The 25,472-nt window shown below is 68.6% G+C and carries 23 protein-coding genes and 1 riboswitch; of the genes, 9 read left to right on the forward strand and 14 right to left on the reverse strand.

The window, feature by feature from the left end; genetic code table 11:
* Positions 1-3: 3 nt before the first annotated feature.
* The gene (locus Pth03_RS34065; protein ID WP_203948577.1) at positions 4-846 is read right to left on the reverse strand and encodes a hypothetical protein; all 843 of its coding nucleotides are present in this window, start codon (positions 844-846) and stop codon (positions 4-6) included.
* Between the two features lie 75 nt (positions 847-921).
* On the opposite strand from Pth03_RS34065, the gene Pth03_RS34070 reads away from it, so the two are divergent.
* Together Pth03_RS34070 and Pth03_RS34075 are read left to right on the forward strand one after the other, a co-directional pair.
* A complete protein-coding gene (locus tag Pth03_RS34070) occupies positions 922-3,288 on the forward strand; it encodes a helicase C-terminal domain-containing protein (protein WP_203948610.1) in 2,367 nt (788 codons plus the stop codon).
* A gap of 51 nt (positions 3,289-3,339) precedes the next feature.
* Positions 3,340-5,019 carry a DNA repair helicase XPB gene (locus tag Pth03_RS34075; protein WP_203948578.1) on the forward strand — a complete coding sequence of 560 codons (1,680 nt, stop codon included), beginning with the start codon at positions 3,340-3,342 and terminating at the stop codon, positions 5,017-5,019.
* 192 nt (positions 5,020-5,211) lie between these two features.
* Here Pth03_RS34075 and Pth03_RS34080 read toward each other — a convergent pair whose 3' ends face one another.
* Positions 5,212-5,502 carry a hypothetical protein gene (locus Pth03_RS34080; RefSeq protein WP_203948579.1) on the reverse strand — a complete coding sequence of 97 codons (291 nt, stop codon included), beginning with the start codon at positions 5,500-5,502 and terminating at the stop codon, positions 5,212-5,214.
* 127 nt (positions 5,503-5,629) lie between these two features.
* Between Pth03_RS34080 and Pth03_RS34085 the strand changes: the two genes are divergently transcribed.
* The gene (locus Pth03_RS34085; protein WP_203948580.1) at positions 5,630-7,612 is read left to right on the forward strand and encodes a HelD family protein; all 1,983 of its coding nucleotides are present in this window, start codon (positions 5,630-5,632) and stop codon (positions 7,610-7,612) included.
* A gap of 9 nt (positions 7,613-7,621) precedes the next feature.
* On the forward strand, positions 7,622-8,044 hold the full coding sequence (locus Pth03_RS34090; RefSeq protein WP_203948581.1) for a GNAT family N-acetyltransferase: 423 nt from the start codon (positions 7,622-7,624) through the stop codon (positions 8,042-8,044).
* Between the two features lie 63 nt (positions 8,045-8,107).
* Here Pth03_RS34090 and groL read toward each other — a convergent pair whose 3' ends face one another.
* The 5 genes from groL to Pth03_RS34115 form a co-directional block, all read right to left on the reverse strand.
* Positions 8,108-9,733: a chaperonin GroEL gene (gene groL / locus Pth03_RS34095; RefSeq protein WP_203948582.1), complete on the reverse strand. Its 1,626-nt coding sequence runs from the start codon at positions 9,731-9,733 to the stop codon at positions 8,108-8,110.
* A gap of 273 nt (positions 9,734-10,006) precedes the next feature.
* Positions 10,007-10,207: a cold-shock protein gene (locus tag Pth03_RS34100; protein ID WP_066373698.1), complete on the reverse strand. Its 201-nt coding sequence runs from the start codon at positions 10,205-10,207 to the stop codon at positions 10,007-10,009.
* Between the two features lie 254 nt (positions 10,208-10,461).
* A complete protein-coding gene (locus tag Pth03_RS34105; protein ID WP_203948583.1) occupies positions 10,462-10,737 on the reverse strand; it encodes a MoaD/ThiS family protein in 276 nt (91 codons plus the stop codon).
* A 45-nt stretch (positions 10,738-10,782) separates the two neighbouring features.
* Positions 10,783-12,033, reverse strand: a complete 1,251-nt coding sequence (thrC, locus tag Pth03_RS34110; protein ID WP_203948584.1) for a threonine synthase — start codon at positions 12,031-12,033, stop codon at positions 10,783-10,785.
* Positions 12,034-12,047: 14 nt separating this feature from the next.
* Positions 12,048-12,186, reverse strand: a riboswitch (SAM riboswitch).
* 104 nt (positions 12,187-12,290) lie between these two features.
* A complete protein-coding gene (locus Pth03_RS34115; protein ID WP_203948585.1) occupies positions 12,291-12,842 on the reverse strand; it encodes an RNA polymerase sigma factor in 552 nt (183 codons plus the stop codon).
* Positions 12,843-12,911: 69 nt separating this feature from the next.
* On the opposite strand from Pth03_RS34115, the gene Pth03_RS34120 reads away from it, so the two are divergent.
* Complete coding sequence (locus Pth03_RS34120) at positions 12,912-14,342, forward strand: alpha,alpha-trehalose-phosphate synthase (UDP-forming) (RefSeq protein ID WP_203948586.1); 1,431 nt, start codon at positions 12,912-12,914, stop codon at positions 14,340-14,342.
* Between the two features lie 56 nt (positions 14,343-14,398).
* Complete coding sequence (locus tag Pth03_RS34125; RefSeq protein ID WP_275413268.1) at positions 14,399-15,580, forward strand: MFS transporter; 1,182 nt, start codon at positions 14,399-14,401, stop codon at positions 15,578-15,580.
* On the opposite strand, the gene otsB is transcribed toward Pth03_RS34125, so the two are convergent.
* Both otsB and Pth03_RS34135 read right to left on the reverse strand, forming a co-directional pair.
* Entirely contained in the window at positions 15,555-16,376 is an 822-nt protein-coding gene (gene otsB / locus Pth03_RS34130) for a trehalose-phosphatase (protein ID WP_203948588.1), read from the reverse strand. The genes Pth03_RS34125 and otsB overlap by 26 nt on opposite strands.
* Positions 16,377-16,383: 7 nt before the next feature.
* Positions 16,384-16,674 carry a DUF3263 domain-containing protein gene (locus tag Pth03_RS34135; protein WP_203948611.1) on the reverse strand — a complete coding sequence of 97 codons (291 nt, stop codon included), beginning with the start codon at positions 16,672-16,674 and terminating at the stop codon, positions 16,384-16,386.
* 95 nt (positions 16,675-16,769) lie between these two features.
* Here Pth03_RS34135 and Pth03_RS34140 point away from each other — a divergent pair, with 95 nt between their 5' ends.
* On the forward strand, positions 16,770-17,585 hold the full coding sequence (locus Pth03_RS34140; RefSeq protein WP_239119578.1) for an SAM hydrolase/SAM-dependent halogenase family protein: 816 nt from the start codon (positions 16,770-16,772) through the stop codon (positions 17,583-17,585).
* 33 nt (positions 17,586-17,618) lie between these two features.
* Here the strand turns inward: Pth03_RS34140 and Pth03_RS34145 are convergent, their stop codons facing one another.
* The 5 genes from Pth03_RS34145 to Pth03_RS34165 all read right to left on the reverse strand — a co-directional run bounded on the left by Pth03_RS34145 (position 17,619) and on the right by Pth03_RS34165 (position 23,329).
* On the reverse strand, positions 17,619-18,635 hold the full coding sequence (locus tag Pth03_RS34145; RefSeq protein WP_203948590.1) for an ABC transporter ATP-binding protein: 1,017 nt from the start codon (positions 18,633-18,635) through the stop codon (positions 17,619-17,621).
* Positions 18,619-19,665 (reverse strand): ABC transporter ATP-binding protein, encoded by a 1,047-nt coding sequence (locus Pth03_RS34150; RefSeq protein ID WP_203948591.1) that lies wholly within the window; start codon positions 19,663-19,665, stop codon positions 18,619-18,621. Before Pth03_RS34150 ends, Pth03_RS34145 begins: the two co-directional genes overlap by 17 nt.
* 12 nt (positions 19,666-19,677) lie before the next feature.
* On the reverse strand, positions 19,678-20,616 hold the full coding sequence (locus tag Pth03_RS34155) for an ABC transporter permease (RefSeq protein ID WP_203948592.1): 939 nt from the start codon (positions 20,614-20,616) through the stop codon (positions 19,678-19,680).
* A complete protein-coding gene (locus Pth03_RS34160) occupies positions 20,609-21,550 on the reverse strand; it encodes an ABC transporter permease (RefSeq protein WP_203948593.1) in 942 nt (313 codons plus the stop codon). The genes Pth03_RS34155 and Pth03_RS34160 overlap by 8 nt, the downstream gene beginning before the upstream one ends.
* A gap of 120 nt (positions 21,551-21,670) precedes the next feature.
* Entirely contained in the window at positions 21,671-23,329 is a 1,659-nt protein-coding gene (locus Pth03_RS34165) for a peptide ABC transporter substrate-binding protein (RefSeq protein ID WP_203948594.1), read from the reverse strand.
* A gap of 436 nt (positions 23,330-23,765) precedes the next feature.
* Here Pth03_RS34165 and Pth03_RS34170 point away from each other — a divergent pair, with 436 nt between their 5' ends.
* The gene (locus Pth03_RS34170) at positions 23,766-24,671 is read left to right on the forward strand and encodes an ABC transporter permease (RefSeq protein ID WP_203948595.1); all 906 of its coding nucleotides are present in this window, start codon (positions 23,766-23,768) and stop codon (positions 24,669-24,671) included.
* A complete protein-coding gene (locus Pth03_RS34175; RefSeq protein WP_239119579.1) occupies positions 24,664-25,464 on the forward strand; it encodes an ABC transporter ATP-binding protein in 801 nt (266 codons plus the stop codon). Before Pth03_RS34170 ends, Pth03_RS34175 begins: the two co-directional genes overlap by 8 nt.
* The last annotated feature ends 8 nt before the right edge of the window (positions 25,465-25,472 follow it).

Raw genomic sequence — 25,472 nt, forward strand, 5'->3', positions numbered from 1 at the left:
GGTTTATCGGCCCTTCTTTCCGCTATCTGCCAATGGCGGATCGAGCAGGCGGTAGGCCAGCCATGACACACCCGCGGCGGTTCCCAGAATGAACATCACACCGCTCACGTTGTGGAAAGAGACCATGAACGTCTGGACGCCCCCGCCCGTGTTCCTGGCGGTGCCGAGCAGCACTCCGCCGACGGCGTAGGTGACGACCGGGGCGGCCAGGCCGGTCAGGCGGTCGCCCATCGACCACTCCTGGCAGGAGAGCACGACCAGCGCCGCCACCGCCCACACGATCCCCGGAATCGGGAAGATCACCAGTGTCGGCAGGCGGAACGGAACCAGCAGGGCGGCCGCCACCAGCAGCGCGAGCGCCAACGTCTCTCTCCGATTGTTCAGGAAGATGGTCCGCGCGTCCCGCCCGCCGGTCGCCATGGGGTTCCCCCCGGCCATCGCCGCCCGTCGCAGGCGCATCAGCGGAGCGGGCCGGTCGGCCCTGCGGCCCAGCCGCTCGCGGGCCAGGCGTCTGCCGAGAGTCACCCCGGGCGGAACCGTGCGGGGGTCGGGCTCGTCGGCGATGACGGGGAAGACGCTGGTCGCACGCTCCTCCACCGGCGGCGTCGCCTGCTGGGCGGCGGCGATCCTGCGCAGCTCCCCCTCGATCAGTTCGGCGGGGCTGCCGAAACCGGCGATGATCTTCGCCACCCGCCGGGGGTCCTCACTGCCGCCGCGAGCACGCTCGACGCTCTCGCGGAGCCGCTGGACGAAATCAAGCCGCTGCTCTGGGCGCAGCCTGCCGTGCGCGGCGTCTGCCACCCTGCTGACGAACTCGAGAACGAGCTGGTCCGCACGCTCGATCATGCTCGTCATACTGCCTCAGCGCCCGCCCCCGTGCGAGCGATGCTCGAAAAATGCGGCCCTACGATGGAACGGATGATGAGCACCGAGTTCACTGAGTGGCTGCGCGGCCGTACGGACGAGCAGCTGCGCGCGCTCGTCACGGCGCGGCCTGAGCTCATCACGCCCGTGCCCGCCCACATCGAAGGCCTCGCCTCCCGCGCGGGCACCCCCTCGGCCATCGGCCGCGCCCTCGACCGGCTCGACCGGTTCACCCTCGCCGTCCTGGAGACCCTGACCCTCCAGCCGGGCCCGGTCACCCGTACGGCATTGCGGTCCCTGCTCTCCAAGGCCACGGCCGGTACGGCCGGCAGGAAGCAGCTCGACGAGGCGCTCGGGACGGCGGTCGAACGGCTCAGGGACACCGGCCTGGCGTTCGGGCGGGACAACGCCCTGCGACCCGCGCCGGGGGTCGCCGAGGCCCTCGACCCGCCCGCCGGTCTCGGGCCCCTCGCGGCCGACGTCTTCCGGCATCACTCCCCCGAGGAGCTGGAGACGCTCCTCGGCGACATCGGGGCCCCCGAGAGCCCGGGATCGCCCCGGGAGCGGCTGACGGAGCTCCTCGGCGACCCTGCCGCGGTGGGCCGCCTGCTCGACGAGGTGTCGCCGCAGGCGCGCGCGGCCCTCGACGAGCTGGCGTGGGGCCCGCCCAGCGGGCGGCTGCCCAACGCCAGGCGCGAGGTGCGGGCGGCGACCGCACAGTCCCCGATCGAGGAACTCCTCGCACGCGGGCTGCTCGGCGCGACCGGCGAGGAGAGCGTGGCGCTCCCGCGCGAGGTCGGCCTGTTCCTGCGCGAGGGGCGTGTCCACCGCGACCTGTCCCCTGCCCCGCCCGAGCTGGAGGGCGCGACACGCGACCAGGCCCTCGCGGACCGCACGGCGGCCGGGCAGGCGTTCACGCTCGTGCGCACGGTGGAGGAGCTGTGCGAGCGCTGGAGCGTCGACCCGCCCGGGGTCCTGCGCACGGGCGGCCTCGCCATCCGCGACCTGAAACGCACGGCGCAGCTGCTCGACCTGCCCGAGTGGGCCGCCGGGCTGGTCGTGGAGATCGCCTTCGCCGCCGGGCTGATCGCGGCGGGCGGGTCCGTCGATGAGGAGTGGCTGCCGACTGCGGCCTACGACGGCTGGCGGGTGAAGTCGGCCGACGACCAGTGGGTCTTGCTGGCCTCCGCGTGGGCGGGCATGGACCGCGTCCCTGGCTTGATCGGCGAACGCGACGACCGCGACCGGCCGCTCAACGCCCTGCACCCCGACCTGCGCAGACCGCCCGCCGCGCAGGTCCGCACGCAGACGCTGAGCGTGCTCGCCTCCACACCCCTGGGGCTCGCGCCGTCCGCCGCGTCCGTGCTCGCACGGCTGGCCTGGGAGCGGCCCCGGCGCCGGGGCGCCTACCGCGACCGCCTGGCCGAGTTCACGCTGCGCGAGGCCGAGCAGATCGGCCTGACCGGGCTCGGGGTCATGTCCGACCACGGCCGCGGGCTGGTGCGCGGAGACGGGACCGCGGCCGGCCTGCTGGCGCCCCTGCTTCCCGAACCCGTCGACCACGTGCTGCTCCAGGCCGACCTGACCGCCGTCGCCCCCGGCCCGCTGACCAGCGACCTCGGGCGCTGGATCGCGCTGGCGGCCGACGTGGAGTCCAAGGGCGGCGCGACCGTGTACCGCTTCGGCGAGCACTCCATCCGGCGGGCGCTCGACTCGGGGCACTCGGCTGACGACCTGCTCGCGATCCTGGAGCGGCATTCGACCACCCCCGTGCCTCAGCCGCTGCGCTATCTGATCACCGACGTCGCCCGCCGGCACGGCCGCATCCGCGTCGGCACGGCCTCGGCCTACGTGCGCTGCGACGACCCTTCCGTGCTCGACGAGGTGATCGCCGACAAGCGGTCCGCGCTGCTGCGCCTGCGGCGGCTCGCGCCGACCGTGCTGGCTTCCAAGACCTCCAGGGCGACTTTGCTCGACTCGTTGCGCGCGATGGGCTACGCCCCGGTCGCCGAGTCGCTCGAGGGCGATCTCCTGGTCTCCCGGGCCGAGAGCCGCAGGACCGAGGGCCCGCCCGTCGCCCGCACTCCCGGCCCCTCCGGGCCTGAGCCGGACGTCGCCGCGGCCGCCGTCAGGGCCATGCGTGCGGGAGACGAGGCGCACCGCAAGCGCCGCCGCCCCTCACGCGGGCAGGACGGCCAGGTGCCGCGCTCGTCGTCGACGACCACCATCCACGCCCTTCAGGAGGCGATCCGCCAGGGGTCGCGGGTCTGGATCGGCTACCTGGACGCGCAGGGACACGCCACCAGCCGCATCCTCGAACCGGCCCGGATGGAGGGCGGTTACCTCACCGCCTACGACGAGACCCGGGCCGCCGTCCACCGGTTCGCCCTGCACCGGATCACCGGCATCGCCGACGTGAGCTGACGGGAACTGCCGGGAACAGGCCGGGCACCCGCCCGCGCTCGGTAGTTTGTTATGTCGGAAGAAGGGAGCGGGCATTTGAATGACGGACCGCTGATCGTTCAGTCGGACAAGACGCTGCTGCTCGAGGTCGACCACGAACGCGCCGACGAGTGCCGCAAGGCGATCGCCCCGTTCGCCGAGCTCGAACGGGCTCCCGAGCACGTGCACACCTACCGCGTCACCCCGCTCGCCCTGTGGAACGCGCGTGCCGCCGGGCACGACGCCGAGCAGGTCGTCGACGCGCTGATCGGTTTCAGCCGCTACCCCGTGCCCCACGCGCTGCTCGTCGACGTGGCCGAGACCATGTCCCGGTACGGCAGGCTGCGGCTGGAGAAGCACCCCTCGCACGGGCTCGTGCTCACCAGCACCGACCGGGCGGTGCTGGAGGAGGTGCTGCGCTCCAAGAAGGTCCAGCCGCTGCTGGGTGAGCGGATCGGGCCCGACTCGGTGGCCGTGCACCCCTCCGAGCGCGGCAACATCAAGCAACTGCTGCTCAAGCTCGGCTGGCCGGCCGAAGACCTCGCCGGCTACGTCGACGGCGAGCACCACCCCGTCGATCTGGACGAGGACGGCTGGGCCCTGCGGCCGTACCAGAAGGAGGCGGCGGACGCCTTCTGGCACGGCGGTTCGGGCGTCGTGGTGCTGCCCTGCGGCGCGGGCAAGACGATCGTCGGCGCGGCCGCGATCGCGCATGCCAAGGCGACCACCCTGATCCTGGTCACCAACACCGTCTCTGCCCACCAGTGGAAGCAGGAGCTGATCAAGCGGACGTCGCTGACCGCCGACGAGATCGGCGAGTACACGGGCACGAAGAAGGAGATCCGCCCCGTCACCATCGCCACCTACCAGGTGATGACCACCCGTCGGCAGGGCGTCTACCGGCACCTTGAGCTGTTCGACGCGCGCGACTGGGGCCTGGTCATCTACGACGAGGTCCATCTGCTGCCGGCGCCGATCTTCCGTATGACGGCCGACCTGCAGGCCCGCCGCCGCATAGGCCTGACGGCGACGCTGATCCGCGAGGACGGCCGCGAGGGCGACGTGTTCTCCCTCATCGGGCCCAAGCGCTACGACGCGCCCTGGAAGGAGATGGAGTCGCAAGGCTGGATCGCGCCCGCCGACTGCGTGGAGGTCAGGGTGACGCTGACCGACGAGGAGCGGCTGGCCTATGCGATGGCCGACTCCGACGAGCGCTACCGGTTCTGCTCCACCACGCCGTCGAAGACCCGGGTGACCGAGGCCCTCGTCGGCCGGCACGCGGGCGAGCAGGTGCTGGTGATCGGCCAGTACATCGACCAGCTCGACGAGCTGGGCGAGCACCTCGACGCCCCGGTGATCAAGGGGGAGACCCGGGTCAAGGAGCGGGAGCGCCTGTTCCAGGCATTCCGCGACAAGGAGATCCAGGTGCTGGTGGTGTCGAAGGTGGCGAATTTCTCCATCGACCTGCCGGAGGCGTCGATCGCGATCCAGGTGTCGGGCACCTTCGGGTCACGGCAGGAGGAGGCACAGCGGCTCGGGCGCGTCCTGCGGCCGAAGGCGGACGGCGGCGGCGCACGCTTCTACTCCATCGTGAGCCGTGACACGGTCGACCAGGACTTCGCCGCGCATCGTCAGCGGTTCCTGGCGGAGCAGGGCTACGCCTATCGCATCGTGGACGCCGACGACGTGGGTGAGGAGAACCCGGCGAGGTGATCTCGCCGGGTGCGGATGCCAGGTCAGGTCCAGGAAACACCCTTCGTGCCGGACAACCGCATCACCCCCTCGCGCATGTGCCCCCACTCCTCAACAGCAGAGATGCCCATACCCCATCTTTACGGCAAATCACACAATTCGGCCCTGCCCAAGCCATGCCAATTCGGTAGAAATCGCAGCGTATCGGACTGATTACTGGGCGATCACCCCGCCAAGGAACAGCGCCGCCTCGGCCGCCACCCACGCGAGCACCGCGACACCCAGCAGCTCCTCTTTGCGCGTCCACCACGCCGCCGCCGTGGCCGACGCCGCGAAGAGCGCGATCACGCTGGAGAAGGCCGCTACGGTGGCGAGCCGGTCGGCGCACTCGGCGGGTGAGGCCGCCGTCGGGCAGAAGGCCTCGACTCCCCAGCCTCCGAAGACCGACAGTCCCCAGAGCAGCCCCAGCAGCACGCTCACCAGGGTCGGGATGGCAGGTGGCACCGACGTCCGCGTCACCCCGATACAGGTACCCGGACAGATAGGGCGACACGCACAAGAAAACCATTTGGGTCGTTCGATCGGACGTCGCTAGGCTCTTGTCTTTCCCACTCCTGGAGGAGCTTTCCGCATGCCCGAGAACGTCCTGGAGGCCGAGCGCGCGCACCTCGCGGTCGCCCGGGCCGCACTCACGTCGATGCGCGAGCACGCCGAGTCGCTGTCGGCAGACGCCGCCGGCGACTGGGTCTCCCAGCAGGTGCTTCAGGGACTGCTCGACCAGCGGGTCGCCGCTTTGGCCGACCACCGCGACACCCCGTTGTTCTTCGGCCGTCTCGACCGCGACGCCGGAGACGACCTGCCGTCCACGATCTACGTCGGCCGCCGGCACGTCCACGACGACAACAGCCGCGCCCTCGTCATCGACTGGCGGGCACCCGTCTCCCGCGCCTTCTACCAGGCGGGACCGGCCGACCCGATGGGCGTCGCGCTGCGGCGCCGGTTCGGCTACCAGGGTGGGGACCTGACCGCCTACGAAGACGAACCGCTCGACGGCAGGCAGCTCGGGGAGAGCAGACTGCTCGCCGAGGAGATCGAACGCCCCCGCACCGGCCCCATGCGCGACATCGTCGCGACCATCCAGCCCGACCAGGACGAGATCGTGCGATCGGGCCTCGACGTGACGGTGTGCGTCCAGGGGGCGCCCGGCACGGGGAAGACCGCGGTCGGCCTCCACCGCGCCGCCTACCTGCTGTTCACCCACCGCGAGAAGCTGTCCCGGCACGGCGTGATGATCGTCGGGCCCAACCGTGCCTTCCTCTCCTACATCTCCTCCGTGCTGCCCGCGCTCGGAGAGGTCAAGGTCGACCAGACCACCCTCGCAGGCGTCCTGGGCGACCACTCCTTCCCCGAAGACCCGATCCGGGCGGCGCTCAAGGGGGACGTCCGGATGGCCACCGTGCTGAAGCGCGCCCTCTGGCTCCACGTGACCAAACCGGAAGAGGGCGTGCTCTACACCAAGGGCATCAATCGCTACCGCGTCGCCGACCACGAGGTGCGTGAGATCGTCGCATCGCTGCGCGGCACGGTCCGGTACGCCCCCGGCCGCGAGTCCCTCGCCCAGCGGCTGGCCCATGCCGTACTCGTCCAGATGGAGCGGCGCGGCGAGTCACCCGACGACCGCACGCAGGCCGCAGTCGCCCGCTCCGCGTCCGTCAAGCGGGTCCTCGACGCCGCCTGGCCCAAGCTCACCCCAGAGCAGGTGCTCTTCCGGCTGCTGTCCGACGCCGCCTTCCTCAGCCGCGCCGCCAGATCCGACCTGTCCCCGGCGGAGCAGGAGACGCTCCTGTGGGACAAGCCGACCAAGTCGTACAGATCGGCGAAGTGGTCGGCCGCCGACGCGGCGCTGCTCGACGAGATCGCCGGCCTGATCGAGCGCATCCCCTCACACGGGCACGTCGTCGTAGACGAGGCCCAGGACCTGTCCGCGATGCAGCTGCGGGCGCTGGGGCGGCGGTGCCGTACGGGATCGGCGACGGTGCTGGGCGACCTCGCGCAGGGCACCACGCCGTGGTCGGCCCGGTCGTGGACGACCGTGCTCGAGCACCTCGGCCAGCCGTCCGGCGAGGTGACGGAGCTGACCATGGGTTTCCGCGTGCCGCGCGAGATCCTCGACTACGCGGCCCGCCTGCTCCCCTCGGTCGCACCCGAGCTCGCCGTCCCGCGCTCGCTCCGTCCCGGCGCCGGGTCCCTGACCGTACGGCACGCGCCCGACGCGGCCGCGGCGCTTCCCGACGCCGTACGGCAGGCCGCGGAACGCGACGGATCCGTCGGCGTCATCGTCGCGGACTCCGCGGTCGCCGCGGTCTCCGCAGCCCTGGCCGGCGTCCCGCACGCCGTGCTCGGCGCAGAATCCCCGGGCCGGGAGCGTGTGCTGGTCGTCCCCGCAGGGCTCGCCAAAGGCCTGGAATACGACCACGTCATCGTGCTCGAGCCCGCCGACATCGTCGCCGCGGAGGACCGGGGGCTGGCCCGCCTCTATGTGGTCCTCACCCGCGCCGTGACGTCGCTGACCGTCCTGCACTCCCGCGACCTCCCCGACCAGCTCACGATCTGAGGAGATCAGATGGCCGATGTTCTTGTCCGGCACGGCGGCCTCGACGACGTCGGGGCGGTGCTCGCGTTCTGGCTCGACGCGGCGGAGGGCACCGACCGTCACGACGACCCGGAGAAGGTCGCCGCCCTCATCGAACGCGACCCGGAGGCCCTCCTGATCGCCGAACTCGACGGGCGCATGGTGGGCACCCTGATCGCCGGATGGGACGGATGGCGCGCGCATCTCTACCGGCTCGCCGTCGATCCCGCGCACCGGCGGCAAGGCATCGGGTCGCTGTTGATCCAGGCCGCCGAGGAACGATTCACGGCATTCGGCGCGTTCCGCGTGGACGCGATGGTCCTCCACGACAACGAGCCGGCACATCACGCCTGGTCGGCCGCGGGTTACGGCGTCCAGCCCCAGTGGGGCCGATGGGTCAAGCCACTCGCCTGACATACGACGCGAAGAAGGGGCGGTTCCGGCCGGGAACCGCCCCTTCTCGGGTGTTGCGAAGACTTAGAAGTCCATGTCGCCGCCGCCGGGCATGGCGGGAGCGGCCGGGGTCTTCTCGGGCTTCTCAGCGATGACGGCCTCGGTCGTGAGGAACAGGGCCGCGATCGACGACGCGTTCTGCAGAGCGGAGCGCGTCACCTTCGCCGGGTCGATGATGCCCGACTCGAACATGTTGACGTACTCGCCGGTGGCGGCGTTGAGGCCCTCGCCCGCGGGCAGGTTGCGGACCTTCTCCACCACGACGCCGCCCTCGAGGCCGGCGTTGACGGCGATCTGCTTCAGCGGCTCCTCGAGCGCCTTGCGGACGATCGACGCGCCGGTGGCCTCGTCACCGTTGACCTCGAGCTTGTCGAACGCGTTGGCGCCGGCCTGCAGCAGGGCCACGCCACCGCCGGGGACGATGCCCTCCTCGACGGCCGCCTTCGCGTTGCGCACGGCGTCCTCGATGCGGTGCTTGCGCTCCTTGAGCTCGACCTCGGTGGCCGCGCCGGCCTTGATGACGGCGACGCCGCCGGCCAGCTTGGCGAGGCGCTCCTGGAGCTTCTCGCGGTCGTAGTCGGAGTCGGTGCTCTCGATCTCGGCGCGGATCTGGTTGACCCGGCCCGCGATCTGCTCGGCGTCGCCGGCGCCGTCCACGATGGTGGTCTCGTCCTTGGTCACGACGACCTTGCGGGCGCGGCCCAGCAGGTCGAGGCCCGCGTTCTCCAGCTTGAGGCCCAGCTCCTCGCTGATGACCTGGCCGCCGGCGAGGGTGGCGATGTCGCCGAGCATGGCCTTGCGGCGGTCGCCGAAGCCGGGGGCCTTCACGGCCACCGAGCGGAACAGGCCACGGATCTTGTTGACCACCAGGGTCGCCAGGGCCTCGCCCTCGACGTCCTCAGCGATGATCAGCAGCGGCTTGCCGGCCTGCACGACCTTGTCGAGCAGCGGCAGCAGGTCCTTGTTGGCCGAGATCTTCTGGTTGGCGATGAGGATGTACGGGTCCTCGAGGACGGCCTCCATGCGCTCGGGGTCCGTCACGAAGTACATCGAGATCAGGCCCTTGTCGAAGCGCATACCCTCGGTGAGCTCGAGCTCAAGGCCGAAGGTGTTGCTCTCCTCGACGGTGATGACGCCTTCCTTGCCGACCTTGTCCATCGCCTCGGCGATCATCTCGCCGATCTGCGCGTCGCCGGCGGAGATGGAGGCGGTGGAGGCGATCTGCGCCTTGGTCTCCACGTCCTTGGCGAGCTTGGACAGCTCCTCGCTGACGCGCTCGACGGCGGCCTCGATGCCCTTCTTCAGGGACATCGGGTTGGCGCCGGCGGCCACGTTGCGCAGGCCCTCGCGGACCAGGGCCTGCGCCAGCACGGTCGCGGTGGTGGTGCCGTCACCCGCGACGTCGTCGGTCTTCTTCGCGACTTCCTTGACGAGCTCGGCCCCGATCTTCTCCCACGGGTCCTCGAGCTCGATCTCCTTGGCGATGGAGACGCCGTCGTTGGTGATGGTGGGAGCGCCCCACTTCTTCTCCAGCACGACGTTGCGGCCCTTGGGGCCGAGGGTCACCTTGACGGCGTCGGCGAGCTGGTTCATGCCGCGCTCGAGACCGCGCCGGGCGTCCTCGTCAAACGCGATCATCTTGGCTGCCATAAGGCTAGACCTCCCAGTAGCAGGGTGGTTTAAGCGGACCGAGCCGACGCCCGCGACGGCACGGGCCTGCTTTCCTTTCGCAGGCCCCATCGCCTCGATCCCGTGTGTTGTCACTCTCGACCTCAGAGTGCCAAGCACGTGTTTAGCACTCTACCCCTGCGAGTGCAAGCGGAAGCCATGCTGACCAGCTTGTACGGGTAAGTCCGGCCAACAAGCGATCAAGCGAGAGGCCCGGCTCGCGAACGAGCCGGGCCTCCCCTACGTACCGTGAGATCAGACGGTCCGGACGCCTTCCGCCTGCGGGCCCTTCTGACCCTGCGTGATGTCGAACTCGACTCGCTGGCCCTGCTCCAAGGCCTTGTACCCGTCCATCATGATTGCCGAGTAATGGACGAACACGTCCTTACCACCGTCTACCGCGATGAAGCCGTAGCCCTTGTCCGCGTTAAACCATTTGACGGTGCCCTGCGCCACTTTCCGACTCCTCTTGCTGGGCTGGGGACCACCAAGAAGCCCCCGATTACGTCGATCGTCCTCGACCATACCCGTGTCAAGCCGTAGGACAACAGAGTCAATCAGCAAACTACTTCATGGCGTTCGCTCAAAGCAGGACCGGCGAATATTCAGTTTAGGCGACCAGATAGTTGACTATTGCACCATTTCTCGCGAGCGATTCACTTCGATAACGATAGAACCGCATGTCAAACGCGTATGGCGCGAGGAAGGGCTCAGCCTCCGGCCACGGCGGGGATGACGGAGACCTGGCTGCCCTGCGGAGTGGGCGTATCGAGGCCCTCCGTGAATCGGACATCCTCTTCGCCGACGTAGACGTTCACAAAACGGCGAATCTTGCCCGTTTCATCCAGGATGCGCCCTCCGATGCCGGGATAGTCGGCATCGAGCTTCTGGAGGACTTCGCGGAGCGTCGCCCCCTCGGCGGATACCTCGGCGGCGCCGTTCGTGTAAGTGCGCAAAATCGTCGGAATCCGCACTGAAACGCTCATTTATGGCTCGCTTTCGTTGCTGCGGTTGGGCTGGGAGAAACGACTTCAGTTGGCGAATGCCGTACGGAATGCCTCGAGCGAGGGCCGGATGACGGCCGTCGGGCGGGCCTCGGCGGCGACCGCGTCGAGGGTCTTGAGTCCGTCGCCCGTGTTCAGCACGACGGTCTCGGCCTCGGGGTCGAGCACGCCGTTTCTAACCAGCTTATGCAGGACGCCCACGGTCACGCCGCCGGCCGTCTCCGCGAAGACGCCCTCCGTGCGGGCGAGCAGGCGGATGGCCTCGACGATCTCACGGTCGTCGACGTCCTCGACCGCGCCGCCCGTGCGCCGGGCGATGTCCAGCACGTACGGACCGTCGGCCGGGTTGCCGATGGCCAGGGACTTGGCGATCGTGTCCGGCTTGACCGGGCGCACGACGTCCTGGCCCGCCTTGAACGCCGCGGAGACCGGCGAGCATCCCTCGGCCTGGGCGCCGAAGACGCGGTACGGCTTGTCCTCGACGAGCCCCAGCTTGATCAGCTCGCGGAAACCCTTGTCAATCTTGGTGAGCTGCGAACCCGACGCGATCGGAATGACGATCTGGTCGGGAAGCCGCCAGCCGAGCTGCTCGGCGATCTCGTAGGCCAGCGTCTTGGAGCCTTCGGCGTAATACGGCCGGAGGTTGACGTTGACGAAGCCCCACTTCTCCCCCAGCTCGTCGCCGATCAGCTCGGAGCAGAAACGGTTCACCTCGTCATAGGTGCCGTCGATGCCGACGAGACGGCCGCCGTAGACGGCGGCCATGGTGATCTTGGCTTCTTCGAGGTTGGCGGGGATGAAGACGCACGAGTCGAGCCCGGCGCGGGCCGCGGCCGCGCCCACCGCGCCGGCGAGGTTGCCCGTGGAGGAGCAGGAGAGCGTGTGGAACCCGAAGGTCCTGGCCGCTTCGACCGCGATGGACACCACGCGGTCCTTGAACGAATGGGTGGGGTTGCCGGAGTCGTCCTTGACGTGCAGCGAACGCAGGCCGAGCTCGGCGGCGAGGTTGTCGGCCTTGACCAGCTTCGTCCAGCCCGGCTGGAGGTTGGGCTTGGAGGCCACGTCAGCGGGGACGGGGAGCAGCGCCCGATAGCGCCAGATGTTGGTGGGACCAGATTCGATGTCCTGCCGGCGGACCTCGCCGAAGTCGTAGGCGACCTCGAGCGGCCCGAAACACTCAGAACAGGCGAAGATCGGACCGAGTTCGTAGACGGTGCCGCATTCCCGGCACGACAGACCGGTGGCGGGGCCGAACGGGCGGGCATCCTTAAGCACCATGAAGCGAGGCCTTTCCCTCATCTTCGCTCGCGACCACCCTGATCACGAGCCGGAATTGGCACCTGTCCCGGCCGGCCTCGTGGTCACGAGTCGGACGCCGGGAAGGTTGCCGGGGCTTCGCAGGGCCGGTCCCTCCACCCCTCTGGATGAGCAATATTCAGTTGTCGACCTGATCGACAGGTTCCTTGCACTGTACCTTGCCGTCCCGCTTGTCCGATCCGTCGTCTCACGATCCGGGATCGCAGCGTCCACGGGGGTCAGCGATACTCGTCCCCAAGCGTCGTCTGGATGAACTTCCTGGCCTGGTGAATCCGCGATTTCGCGGTGCCGACGGGAATGCCGAGCTGCACGGCGATCTCCGCGTAGTCGAGCTCGCAGATGTCGCGTAACACCAGCGCGTGGGCCAGGTCGGGCTTGTCGGCCTCCAGCGCCTCCATCGCGTCGAGCAGGTCGAGCCGCGAACCCGCGATCACGCTGACCCGGCGCGGGTCCGGCCGCTGGTCGGGCAGTTCCTCCGCCTGCTCCGACGACCGCCGCTTCAGCGAGCGGTAGGTGGACCTGGCGCAGTTGACGGTCACGATGTGCAGCCAGGTGCCGAATCGCGAGCGGCCCTCGAACCTGCCGATGTTCCTGGCGACGGCCAGCAGCGTGTCCTGCGCCGCCTCCTCCGCGTCCTGCCGGTACGGCAGAAGCCGCTCGCAATGCCGGATCACGTCGTGCTCGATCCTGCGTAGCAATTCACCCAGCGCACGATGATCGCCCTGAGCCGCCGATCGGGCCAGGTCGTCGACCGCCTCGTCCAGTGCCATTACGGATCAAGCCCTCCTGCCATTGACGGGATCCTATTGATCGCTGCCAGGTTTGATTAATCTTCCTGCATGCGCGCCCATTCAGTCTTGATCGCCTCCAACCGAGGACCAGTGGCATTCACGCTGTCCGACAACGGGGCGCCGACGATGCGCAGAGGCGGCGGCGGCCTGGTCTCCGGCCTTTCCGACGTGGCCAGGGAAACGGAATTCCTGTGGGTCTGCGCCGCCCTCTCCGACGGCGACCGCGGAATCGTACGGCAGGCCCCGGGAGGGCGGATCGACGAGGCAGGCTATGACACCGGACCGGTGCGAATGCTCGACATCCCGCCGGCGGTCTTCCACCGGGCCTACAACGCGGTGGCCAACTCGACCCTGTGGTTCGTCAACCATCTCCTGTACAACACGCCGGTCAGCCCGCAGTTCGACACGCGGTTCCGCAGGGAGTGGGAGTCCTACCGCGAATACAACGGCGCGTTCGCGCTCGCGCTGGCGGAGGACGCGGCGCACGGCGCCCGGGTGATGGTGCAGGACTACCACCTCACGCTGACGCCCGCCCTGCTGCGGGTCGAGCGGCCCGACCTGCGCATCGCGCATTTCTCCCACACGCCGTGGGCGCCGCCGGAGTATTTCTCGCTGCTTCCCGGCGACGTGGCGGCTGAGGTGCTGTCCGGCGTCCTCGGCGCCGACCACGCCGGTTTCCTCACCTCGCGGTGGGCCGGCGCCTTCATGGACTGCTGCGAGGCCTTCCTCGGCGCCCGGGTCGACCGTACGGAGCGAACCGTCACCTACGAGGGCAGGACCACCCGGATCGGGGTCCACAGCCTGGGCGTCGACGGCGAGGCGCTGCGGGCCCGGGCGGCCGAGCCCGACGTCGAGTCGCACATGGCGGCCATCCGCGAGCTCGCCGGCGACCGCAAGCTGATCGTCCGCATCGACAGGACCGAGCTGTCCAAGAACATCGTGCGCGGCCTGGCCGCATACCGGGAGTTCCTGAGCAGGCATCCGGAGTGGCACGGCAAGGTCGTCCATCTGGCGTTCGCCTATCCCTCCCGGCACGACCTGCCCGAATACCGGGAGTACACCGCCGCGGTGCAACGGTGCGCCAAGGAGATCGAGGACGAGTTCGCCACGGAGGACTGGGATCCGCTGATCCTCAACGTGCACGACGACTATCCCCGGTCGCTCGCCGCCTACCGGCTGGCCGACGTGCTGCTGGTCAATCCGATCCGCGACGGCATGAACCTGGTCGCCAAGGAGGGTCCGATCCTGTCCCCGCGGTGCGCCTTGGTGCTCTCGCGGGAGGCGGGCGCGGCGGCCGAGCTCGGGCCCGACTCGCTGCTGGTCAATCCGTTCGACGTCTCCGCCACGGCCGCGGCGCTCCACGAGGCGCTGGTCCTGCCCGAGGACGAACGGGTCAAGCGGTGCGCCCGGCTGAGGGAGGCGGCGACCGCCCTGCCGCCGCGCCGCTGGTTCGAAGACCAATTGACCGCTCTCCTCTGATAAAGGCAAAAATGCTAACCTTTACCTAGATTTGAACCGAAAATTCGGGGGATTGCGTGGGCACTGCCACGTCCGTTCCAACATTGCGTCTCACTCGCGATCGTCCCACCTGGTTCATCTATCTGCTGCTCTGCACTTTCGCGACATCTTTGTATGGCCTGTCGGCCGCGCTTCCCACGATCCGGGCGGAACTCGGCGTCTCCCAGGCCGTCGGCGGGCTCCACGGCACGGGGATGGCGATCGGCGGCGTCGCCGCAGGGCTGGCACTGCCCCTGCTCACCGCCCGTTTCGGCCGGAGGGCCACCGTCTGGGCCGGCCTCGTGGGCATGAACGCGGGCCTGCTCGTCATCGTGGTCCTCGGCCACTCCCTGCCGTACACCCTGCTCGGATACACGCTGGCCGGCGGTGCGGGCTCGGTCGCGCTCTACGTCTCGATGGCGGCACTCAGCGACCATCAGGGACCGGCCGGGCCGGCCGCTCTCAGTGAGGCCAACGCCGTGGGCGTGACGGCGGGCATCGCGGTGTCCTACCTGTTCAGCGTGGTCGCCGGCTCCACGCTGGGATGGCGGGCGGCGCTGCTCGTCCCGCTCGCGGCCACGACGCTGCTCTTCGCGACCATGGGCCGTGTGCGGGTCCCCGCCGTGCCGGTGGTCACCCACGCCGCGCCGGTCGAGGCGCCCAGAGTCCCGTACGGCTGGCGCTTCCACGTGTCCGGCGCGGTGATCATGTGCACGGTGGGCCTGGAGTTCACCTTCAACCTCTGGGCGGCCGAACTGTTGGCCCAGCGCACCGGGCTCACTGCCGCCGCCGCCGCGACCGGGCTGACGGCGATGCTGACCGGCATGGCGGTGGGACGCTTCTGCGGCACTCCGCTGGCTCTGCGCATCAAGCCGGCCCCGCTGTTCCTCGGGGCGCTCGCGGTGACGCTCGCCGGATGGGCGCTTTTCTGGACGGGCACGTCGGAGCTCGCGGGCTACGCCGGGCTCGCGGTCAGCGGGCTGGGCATGTCGCTGCAGTTCCCGCTCGCGCTGACACAGATCATCGACGCATCCGGGCAACGACCCGACCAGGCGTCGGGCACCGCCTCCATCTGGGCGTCGGTCGGCTCGGGCGGCGGGCCGTTCGTCCTCGGCGCGCTCGGCGACGGATTCGGCACCCACACGGCGTTCCTGCTCGCGCCCGCCCTGATCGGGCTGGCGGTCGTGGGCATCCTCAGCTCTCGCCCAGCCTCCGCCTGATCTCCTCCGCGATCTCCCGCAGGAGCTCCACCACACCGGAGGGGCCGTCGACCACGATGTCGGCCCGCTCGGCCAGCTCACTCACCTCCGGCGAGCGGCTGCACACCCGCACGCCCGGCACGGGAGCGGCCACGACCGCCTCGAACGCGGCCAGATCGCCCAGGTCGTCTCCGACGAACATCACCGACCGGGCTCGCCGCTCGGCCAGGAAACGCGAGAGGGCACGGCCCTTGTCCATGCCTGCGGGCCGCAACTCCAGGACGAGCCGGCCGGGCTCCACGACCAGCCCCGCCTCCGCGGCGAGTCCGGCGACCGGGGCGCTCAGCGCCGTCAAGGCCGCCTCCGGATCAGGGCTTCGGCGCGTGTGCACGGCCACGGCCTGCCCTTTGTCCTCGATCAGCACGCCGTCCAGGCCGAGGCTCCGGACGAGCTCGGGCAGCCGGGTGCGCACCCGGTCGAGCCCCGGCGTGGGGGGCGGCGCGGTGATCCGGCCCGCCTCCCATCGCTCCCTGCCGTAGTGGCCGAGGATCACCAGGCCGGGCACGTCCGCGAGCGAGGCTCCTCCCTCCGCCGTCCCGAGGGCGAGAGCCGTACCAGGTGGCCGGCCCGTCACGATGACCACGGCGCCCACCAGTTTCGCCAGCCCCGCGAGCACCTCCGGCGCCTCCGGATGGACTCGCGCGGCGGCCGGGTCGGCCACGATGGGCGCGATCGTGCCGTCGTAGTCGAGCCCGATCACCGCCCCGGACGGGTCGGACAGGAGGGCATCGAGCCCGGGATGCGTGGGAAGCGTCATGGCGGCGTCACGGCCTCATTCCGAAACGACGGGCGGCCCGGTCACGGCGGCGCCCTGCTCTCATCCTGCGTAAACGCTTGACCAGCATGGGATCGTGCTCCAGGGCCTCCGGCCTGTCGATCAGCTCACCGAGAAGCTGGTAATAGCGGGTCGCGGAGATGCCGAAGGCCTCACGGATGGCCTGTTCCTTGGCTCCGGCGTAGCGCCACCACTGGCGTTCGAACGCGAGGATCTCGCGGTCTCGATCCGATATGGGCGGGACGGACAGCCCGTCGCCGTCGGCCGGTTCGGTTTCCATCCGCTCCTCCTCGGTGGGCTCGCGGGGCCCGCCCTCATCGTAGTAGGCGATCCCGGGGTGTTCAGGCCCGATCGGCAGTCGTAATGTCACGAGGTGTGACCTCTGTAATCACGCTTCTGACTGACTACGGGCTGGAGGACGGCTTCGTCGCCGCCTGCCACGGAGTGATCGTCGGGATAGCGCCGGAAGCGAGGATCATCGACGTCGGCCACCTCGTCCCCGCCGGGGACGTGCGGCGCGGCGCGGCCATCCTCGCCCAGACCATGCCGTATCTGCCGGCCGGGGTGCATCTCGCCTGCGTCGATCCGACCGCCTGCGGCGCCGGCCGCGCGGTCGCGGTGGAGGCGGGCGACCGGGTGTTCATCGGGCCGGACAACGGCGTCCTGTCGTGGGCCATCCAGGCCGCGGGAGGCGCCGACTCCGCCTATGAGATCGCCAACAAGGACCTGTTCCTGCAACCGGTCTCGCCGACCTTCTACGGGCGGGACGTCTTCGCGCCGGTGGCGGCGCACCTGTGCACCGGGGTGGCGACGGCCGACGTCGGGCCGCCGGTACCGGCCGACGGCCTCGTGATTCTGCCCGCGCCCATGTGCCGGCTGCGGGACGGCGCGGCCGAAGGGGAGGTGCTGTCGGTCGACAGGCACGGCAACGTCCAGCTGTCGATCACCGCCGCCGACGTGTCGACGCTCGGGGTGCGGGTCGGCGACATGCTGACGGTCTGGCTGGGCCGGCGCCAGGTCAATGTGCCCTTCAGGGACACGTTCACCGCCGTTCCGCCGGGCGACCTCGTCGCCTTCGCCGACTCGGCCGGTCTGGTGGCCGTGGCGATCAACTTCGGCGACGCCGCCGAACGGCTCGGCCTCCCGCCCGGAGCACACGTACGGCTCTCGCCTATCCGCCAGCAGGTGTGACAGGGGCGAGAGCCGTACGAGAGATGGCTCCGCTTACTGGGCGTGCACCACGTCGTGCGCCTCCGCGAAGTGGCACGCGCTGAGGTGGTCGGTGCCAGGCCGGATCTGGAGGAGCGGTTCCTCCTTGGCGCAGATGTCCTGCGCCTTCCAGCAGCGGGTGCGGAAACGGCAGCCCGTGGGCGGGTTGGCCGGTGACGGCGGGTCGCCCTGCAGGATGATCCGCTCCCGGGACTCGCGTCCGTCCGGGTTGGGCACGGGCACCGCCGACAGCAGCGCCTGCGTGTACGGGTGCGACGGCTTCTCGTAGATCTCGTTGTCCTTGCCCAGCTCCACGATCTTGCCGAGGTACATGACCGCGACCCGGTCGGAGATGTGGCGCACGACCGATAGGTCGTGGGCAATGAAGATGTACGCCAGGTTGAACTCTTTCTGGAGGCGGTCCAGCAGGTTCATGACCTGGGCCTGGATCGACACGTCGAGCGCGGAGACCGGCTCGTCGCAGATGATGATCTCAGGCTGGAGGGCCAGACCACGGGCGATGCCGATGCGCTGCCGCTGGCCACCGGAGAACTGGTGGGGGTAGCGGTTGATGTGGTCGGGGTTGAGGCCAACCACCTCGAGCAGCTCCTGCACCCGCTGGCGGCGCCCGTCCTTGGGAACCACGTCCGAGTGGATCTCGAAGGGCTCGCCCACGATGTCGCCGACGGTCATCCGGGGGTTCAGCGAGGTGTACGGGTCCTGCATCACCATCTGGATGTTGCGGCGCATGCGCTTGAGCTCGGAGCCCCTGGCCTTGCCGATGTCCTTGCCGTCGATCGTGACCGAGCCGGAGGTGGGCCGCTCCAGCGCCATCAGCACCTTGGCGAGGGTCGACTTGCCGCAGCCGGACTCGCCGACCACACCCAGCGTCTCGCCCCTGCGCAGGTCGAAGGAGACCCCGTCGACCGCCTTGATCGCGCCGACCTGCCGCTTGAAGACGATGCCCTGCGTCAGAGGGAAGTGCTTGACCAGGTCACGGACTTCGAGGATGGTCTCACCGTGAGCCGCCATCGAAAACCTCCCTCCAGTAGTGGCAGGCGCTGCTGCGCGTGCCACTGATCGAGTACAGCGGCGGAACCGCGGTGGCGCACTCGTCGCGCCGGTAGGGGCAGCGCGGGTGGAACGCGCAGCCGCTCGGCATCTCCAACAGGTTAGGGGGCATGCCCTTGATCGCGTAGAGCTCCTGGCCCTTGAGGTCGACCCGGGGGATCGACTCCAGCAGTCCCTTGGTGTAGGGATGCCCCGGGTTCCGGTAGAGATCGTGGACGGGGGCGTTCTCGACGATGCGGCCGCCGTACATCACGGCGATCTTGTCGGCGACGTCCGCGACCACGCCGAGGTCGTGCGTGATCAGGATCAGGCCCATGTTGCTCTCCTGCCGAAGCTCGGCGAGCAGCTCCATGATCTGCGCCTGGACCGTCACGTCGAGGGCGGTCGTGGGCTCGTCCGCGATCAGCACCTCGGGGTCGAGCGCGATCGACATGGCGATCATGATGCGCTGGCGCATACCGCCGGAGAACTGGTGCGGATAGTCGTCGATCCGCTGCTTGGCGCCGGGGATGCGCACCCGGTCCATGAGCTCGACGGCCTTCTTCCTGGCATCCCCCCGGGACATGCCCCGGTGCACGCGGAACATCTCGGCGATCTGCCAGCCCACGGTGAACACCGGGTTGAGCGCGGACAGCGCGTCCTGGAAGACCATCGCGATCCGCTGGCCCCTGATCTGGCTGCGGTCCTTGTCGGACAGCTTCAGCAGATCGGTGCCGTGGAAGCGGATCTCACCGGCGGGGATACGGGCCGGCGGCATGTCGAGGATGCCCATGATCGCCTGCGCGGTGACGGACTTGCCAGAGCCCGACTCGCCGAGCACCGCGAGGGTCTCACCGGCGTTGAGCGAGTACGAGACGCCGTTCACGGCATGCGCCACGCCCTGACGGGTGTGGAACTCGACGTGCAGGTTGTCCACGGCCAGCAGCGGCTCGTCGGCGGCGTGCGCCCCCCTGGCGGGAAGACCCTGCGTCTCGACGGATGGGTTTCTCATGTTTCGCCCCTCCTATCGAAGCTTCGGGTCGAGCGCGTCACGGACAGCGTCACCGAGCATGACGAACGCCAGCACGGTGATGCTCAGCAAGAGCGCGGGGAACAGCAGCATCTCAGGCGCCGAGAGGAACCGGGCGCGCGCGTCGGCGATCATCAGTCCCCACGAGATCGTCGGTGCCTGAATGCCCACACCGAGGAACGACAGACCCGCCTCCGCCGAGATGAACACGCCCAGGTTGAGGGTCGAGGTCACGATCACGGGAGCGATGGCGTTCGGCAGGATGTGCCGCATCATGATCCGTCCGGAACCGGCGCCGAGCGCCCGTGCGGCCACCACGTAGTCCTGGTTCTTGGCGCTGATGACGGAGGCGCGCATGATGCGCAGCACCAGCGGCCACGCCAGCAGCGCCAGCGCCATGACCACCACCCACACCCCCCATTTCTGAGAGTTGTCCCTGCCGACGACCGACAGGATCAGCAGCGCGCCCAGGATCGCCGGGATGGCGAAGAAGATCTCGGCCACCCGGGAGAGCAGGATGTCGACCCAGCGCCCGTAGAAGCCCGCGACCAGCCCGAGACCGCCGCCCACCACTCCGGTGATCACTGCGGTCAGGATGCCCACGAGGATCGAGACCCGGGCGCCGTAGATCACGCGCGAGTAGGTGTCGCATCCTTGGTTGTCGGTGCCGAACCAGTGGGCCCCGGTGACGCCCTGACGGGCGTTCGCGAGATTGCACGTCGCCGGGTTGTATGCGTCCACATGCGAGAACAACGACGGGAAGAGCGCCATGAGGACCAGCAGGAAAACCAGCACCGCGCCGATGATGAACACCTTGTTGCGGCGCAGGTCGTACCACGCGTCCGACCACAAGCTCGCGGGCTTGCCGGGCTTGGCCGGCTGGGGTGCCTCGGCCGGCTGCGGAGGCGGCGCCACGGTCATCTCGTTACTCATAGCGGATCCTGGGGTCGAGAACGGCGTACAGCATGTCGACGACGAGGTTGGCCAGGATGTAGACCAGGACCAGCACCGTGACGATACCGACGACCACGGTGTTCTCCCGGAGATACACCGAATTAAACAGTTGCTGGCCGATGCCCGGTAGGTTGAAGATGGTCTCGGTGATCACCGCTCCACCCATGAGCGAGCCCAGGTCGGCGCCGAGATAGGTGATGAGAGGGATCAGCGAGTTGCGCAGAGCGTGGCGGCCGAGCACGCGTCGTCGCGACATGCCCTTGGCGACGGCCGTGCGGATGTAGTCGGCACGGAGGACCTCCACGAGACTGGTCCGCGTCAGCCGGGTCAGATACGCGATCGACGTGCAGGCGAGCACGAAGCCGGGAAGCAGGTAACTTCTCAGACCCTCGGCGTTTCCGGCGACGGGGAAGATGTCCAGCCCCGTGTTGAGCTTCAGCTTCACTCCTAGCCAGAGCTGCAGGACGAAGCCCATGACCAGCGGGGGAATCGAGACCAGGAACAGCGTGAAGCCGAGAACCGCCTGGTCCTCCCACCTGCCCCGGCGCAGCGCGGCCAGCAGGCCGAGGCCGAGGCCGATGACCGCCTCCATGATCAGAGCGGTCATGGCGAGCTGGAAGGTCACCCCGAACTTGCCCTGGAAGATCTGGGTCACGGGGACCCCGCGGTACGTGGTTCCAAAGTCGCCCGAGAAAACGCCGCGCACGTAGTACCAGTAGCGCAGGAGCAACGGGTCGTTGAGGTGGAACTGCTCACGCAGGACCGCGACATAGGCCGGGTCAAGGCGGCGGTCCCCGCCGAGCGCGGCAATGGGGTCACCGGGCAAGGCGTACACGATGACGAAAATCAGAAAGGTGGTGCCTACCAGCACAGGGATCGCCTGAAGGAGGCGCCTGATGGCGTATCGGCCCATTCGGTCTCCCGTAACGACGATGGGGCAGCCCATCGCAACCAGTGGGCTGCCCCAAGGGTGATCGTCGAGTTCGCGACCGGCTTCAGGGGTGGTGAAAGCCGGTCACGAGTGTCCTCGTCGTCAGGCCTTCTCGATGTTCAGCACGTCGAGGGCCTCGAACGGGTCGAGCTTGACGTTCTTGACGTTCTGCGAGTAGGCCGCGTTCAGCTGGTAGAAGTAGATCGGCACGTAAGCCAGGTCCTTCAGAGCCAAGTCGTCGGCCTGCTGGTAGAACTTGATCGCTTCGTCCAACGTCGGAGCGGCGTCGCCCTTGTTGAGCAGCTCATCGAACTGCTTGTTAGAGTACTGGACGTAGTTCGAGCTTCCGCCCGTACCGAAGACCGGACGCAGGTAGTCGTCCGGCAGCGGCCAGTCCATGAGCCAGGCGAGGCGGAACGCACCCTGAACCTTCTTGGCGCCCAGGTCGTCGAGGATCGCGGCGAACTTCTCGTACGGCTTCGGCGTCACGGCGACACCGAGGTTGGTACGGAGGTTGTTGGCGACGGCCTCGATCCACTCCTTGTGACCACCGTCGGCGTTGTAGCTGAGGGTGACCTCCTTGACGGCGCTGCCGCCGTTGGACTCCCACAGCTGCTTGGCCGCAGCCGGGTCGTAGTTGCAGGCCTCGCCGCAGGCGCCCTGGCGGTAGCCGGGGATCAGCGGGCTGATGTTGTCGTCCGCGGCCGTACGGGTGCCGGAGAAGACGGTCTGGGTGATCGTCTTGCGGTCGATCGACATCGAGATCGCTTTGCGCAGCTCCGGGTTGGTCGCGTAGACGCCACCGGTCTTGATGTTGAAGCCGAGCCAGCCCACACCGGACGACGGGCCCTCGATGTAGCGGTTGCCGAAGGTCGCCTTGGCGTTCGCCACCTGCGAGGCGGGCAGCGTGTCCATGACGTCGAGGTTGCCCGCGAGCAGGTCATTGTAGGCCGTCTCCGGGTCGGTGTAGATCTTGTAATCGATGTTGGCGACCTTGGCCTTGCCGCCCTTGAAGCTGTCGTTGCGCGTGACCGAGATGGTCTGGTCGGTGCCGCGCTTGTACGGCTTGGCGATCTTGAAGGGGCCGTTGGTGATCGGGCTCGTGCTCTCGGCGGCGACGAGCTTGCCGTCAGCCCCGAAGGCGGCCTTGGGCAGAGGGAAGAACGCCGAGTAGCCGAGGGCGGTCTCGAAGCCCGAGAAGGGGTGCGTCAGCTCGACCGTGAAGGTGCTGTCGTCGACGACCTTCAGGCCCTCCAGCGTCTTGGTGGTCGCCGGCGGAGCCGTCTTCGGCCCGTCCTCGTCCGGGTCGGCCGGGTTGAGAGCGTCGTAGCCCTTGACGATCGAGAAGTAGGAACCCAGCTGCTGCGCGTTGGCGGAGTTAGCCGTGAAGTTCCACGCGTCGACGAAGTTCTGGGCCGTGACCGGGGTCCCGTCGCTCCAGGTGTACCCGGGCTTGATCTTGATGGTCCAGTTGGTGTTCGTCGCGTCGTGCTCGATCGACTCGGCGATCTCGAGCTGGGGCTCGGCCTTGTCGTTGTAGTCGACCAGGCCGGCGTACAGCGCCTTCAGAACCTCGGCACCGCCGGACTCACCGGTGTTGCCTCCGATCAGGTCGTTCTGCGGCTCGCTGATGTACACGCGAACCGGCGTGTCGGCGGAGCCGCTCGCGCCAGGCGATGAGCTGCCGCCACCGCACGCTGCCACCGCGAGCGCTAGCAGCGCGGAGGCGGCGGCGATCTTCGCGCCATTAGTCACGCGCATAGTGGATTGGTCCTCCCTCTAAGGATGGGCGTTCGCGCTGGTAAGCTCCCCGGTTTTCCGGGCCTGGTCAAACCAACTGACGCCCTGTCAGTCGTCCGTGAGCATCCCTTACCTGACACCGCAGACGAGTCTCTGCCGCGTTGCAGTTCGGTCACACGTACGCCAGTAGGGCGTCACACGCATTCCAGTGAGCCAGCCGCAAATGGGTCCCCAGTGTACAAAGACCCCAAACAAGGTAGATATACCATCTTTACCACCCCATAGAGACACCGGGATGCCGTAAGGTCCGTGGCGTCGTCCTCGCCCTGGGGCGTCTTGGGCTACCTTTGACCAAGTCGCAGCGGCGTTGCTGAGACGGCTACACCCCATCCAGCGAGAAGACGGGCGACCTCCATCGTCGGGCTTCTCTCCACCACCATCCAATAGAGTCCTTGCCATGAGCCAGCCGGAGTCCGCGCTCGCGGACGCCCAGGCGGGCGGCCGAGCCACGGAGTCGCTGGCCGCGCTCGCCGAGCGTTACGGATTGAGCCGTGCCATCGCACGCCCCAGCCTGCACGCCTACCTGCGCCAACTGTGGGAGCGACGCCACTTCATCGTGACGTACGCGACCTCGAAGAACGTCTCGAAGTACTCGGAATCCGCACTAGGCCAGCTATGGCAGGTGCTCACTCCACTGCTGAACGCGGCGGTCTACTACCTGATATTCGGCGTGATCTTCGCGCAGAGCAAACACATCCCTAACTACCCGGCGTTCCTGATCACCGGGGTCATGGTCTTCAGCTTCACGCAGCGGACGGTAACGGCCGGCGCCAAGGCCGTCTCGTCGAACCTGTCGCTGATCCGCGCGCTGCACTTCCCCCGAGCCTCGCTCCCCCTGGCGTCCGCGATCCAGGAGCTTCAGCTGCTCGGTTGGTCGATGGGCGTGCTGGTCGCTCTGGTGTTGATCACGGGCGAGGAGATCACCTGGCTTTGGCTGCTGACCCCGGTCGCACTCTTCGTGCAGTTCGTGTTCAATCTCGGCATCAGCCTATTCATGGCCCGGATCGGCGCATTCGTCAGGGACATCACCCAGCTACTGCCGTTCATCACGCGCACCTGGATGTACGCCTCCGGTGTCTTCTACATGATCGACGATAGGACCCGGAACCTGCCGACCCTCCTTCGATGGGTGCTGGAGTTCAACCCGGCGGCGGCCTACATCGAGTTCATGCGCGATCTGCTGATCTATGACAGGTTCCCCGAGCGCTGGGTGTGGACGACGTGTTCGTTCTGGGCGGTCGTCGCGCTGGTATTCGGCTTCTGGTTCTTCTGGCGAGCTGAGGAGAGGTACGGCCGTGGCTGAGGTGTTGCAGGAGCCGCAGATCGGGGAGCTCTCGGACGTGACTTTGGGAACGCCGACCGTGATCGTCGACGATCTGCACATCGTTTACAAGGTGTACGGCGCGGCCAAGGCGAGCGAGGGCGGTAAGGGCCCGACTGCCGCACTGCGGCGCATCGTCACCCGGAAGAGCCGCCCGGAGATGAAGGAGGTGCACGCCGTGCGTGGCGTCTCCTTCGTCGCCCGCCATGGCGAGGCGATCGGGATCATCGGCCGCAACGGGTCGGGCAAGTCGACGCTGCTACGCGCCATCGCGGGCCTGCTTCCGGCGCACAAGGGCGCCGTCTACACCAACGGCCAGCCGTCCCTGCTGGGCGTGAACGCGGCCCTCATGAACACGCTCACCGGCGAGCGGAACATCGTCCTCGGGTGTTACGCGATGGGCATGACTCCCGCAGAGACGCGCGAGAAATACGATGAGATCGTGGAGTTCTCCGGAATCGGCGACTTCATCCAGTTTCCGATGTCCACGTACTCCTCCGGCATGGGCGCGCGGCTCCGCTTCGCGATCTCATCCGCCAAGACGCATGACGTCCTGCTCATCGACGAGGCGCTCGCCACGGGTGACAAGGACTTCAAGAGAAAGAGCCAGGACCGCATCTTGCAGATGCGCGAGTCCGCCGGAACGGTCTTCCTTGTCGCACACAACCTCGACGCGATCGAGTCGACGTGCAACCGGGTGATCTGGCTGCACAAGGGCAAGATCAAGATGGAAGGCGAGACGCAGGAGGTCCTGGAGGCCTACAACCGGGTTTGACCGATCAC

The organism is Planotetraspora thailandica (genome assembly GCF_016863335.1).
Classification (GTDB): Bacteria; Actinomycetota; Actinomycetes; order Streptosporangiales; family Streptosporangiaceae; genus Planotetraspora; species Planotetraspora thailandica.

Excerpts from the sequence above, each read along its gene's own strand:
- Pth03_RS34065 (WP_203948577.1), bottom strand. The coding sequence starts at position 846 with ATGATCGAGCGTGCGGACCAGCTCGTTCTCGAGTTCGTCAGCAGGGTG.
- Pth03_RS34070 (WP_203948610.1), top strand. The coding sequence starts at position 922 with ATGAGCACCGAGTTCACTGAGTGGCTGCGCGGCCGTACGGACGAGCAG.
- Pth03_RS34075 (WP_203948578.1), top strand. The coding sequence starts at position 3,340 with ATGTCGGAAGAAGGGAGCGGGCATTTGAATGACGGACCGCTGATCGTT.
- Pth03_RS34085 (WP_203948580.1), top strand. The coding sequence starts at position 5,630 with ATGCCCGAGAACGTCCTGGAGGCCGAGCGCGCGCACCTCGCGGTCGCC.
- Pth03_RS34090 (WP_203948581.1), top strand. The coding sequence starts at position 7,622 with ATGGCCGATGTTCTTGTCCGGCACGGCGGCCTCGACGACGTCGGGGCG.
- groL (WP_203948582.1), bottom strand. The coding sequence starts at position 9,733 with ATGGCAGCCAAGATGATCGCGTTTGACGAGGACGCCCGGCGCGGTCTC.
- Pth03_RS34105 (WP_203948583.1), bottom strand. The coding sequence starts at position 10,737 with ATGAGCGTTTCAGTGCGGATTCCGACGATTTTGCGCACTTACACGAAC.
- thrC (WP_203948584.1), bottom strand. The coding sequence starts at position 12,033 with ATGGTGCTTAAGGATGCCCGCCCGTTCGGCCCCGCCACCGGTCTGTCG.
- Pth03_RS34115 (WP_203948585.1), bottom strand. The coding sequence starts at position 12,842 with ATGGCACTGGACGAGGCGGTCGACGACCTGGCCCGATCGGCGGCTCAG.
- Pth03_RS34120 (WP_203948586.1), top strand. The coding sequence starts at position 12,912 with ATGCGCGCCCATTCAGTCTTGATCGCCTCCAACCGAGGACCAGTGGCA.
- otsB (WP_203948588.1), bottom strand. The coding sequence starts at position 16,376 with ATGACGCTTCCCACGCATCCCGGGCTCGATGCCCTCCTGTCCGACCCG.
- Pth03_RS34135 (WP_203948611.1), bottom strand. The coding sequence starts at position 16,674 with ATGGAAACCGAACCGGCCGACGGCGACGGGCTGTCCGTCCCGCCCATA.
- Pth03_RS34145 (WP_203948590.1), bottom strand. The coding sequence starts at position 18,635 with ATGGCGGCTCACGGTGAGACCATCCTCGAAGTCCGTGACCTGGTCAAG.
- Pth03_RS34150 (WP_203948591.1), bottom strand. The coding sequence starts at position 19,665 with ATGAGAAACCCATCCGTCGAGACGCAGGGTCTTCCCGCCAGGGGGGCG.
- Pth03_RS34155 (WP_203948592.1), bottom strand. The coding sequence starts at position 20,616 with ATGAGTAACGAGATGACCGTGGCGCCGCCTCCGCAGCCGGCCGAGGCA.
- Pth03_RS34160 (WP_203948593.1), bottom strand. The coding sequence starts at position 21,550 with ATGGGCCGATACGCCATCAGGCGCCTCCTTCAGGCGATCCCTGTGCTG.
- Pth03_RS34165 (WP_203948594.1), bottom strand. The coding sequence starts at position 23,329 with ATGCGCGTGACTAATGGCGCGAAGATCGCCGCCGCCTCCGCGCTGCTA.
- Pth03_RS34170 (WP_203948595.1), top strand. The coding sequence starts at position 23,766 with ATGAGCCAGCCGGAGTCCGCGCTCGCGGACGCCCAGGCGGGCGGCCGA.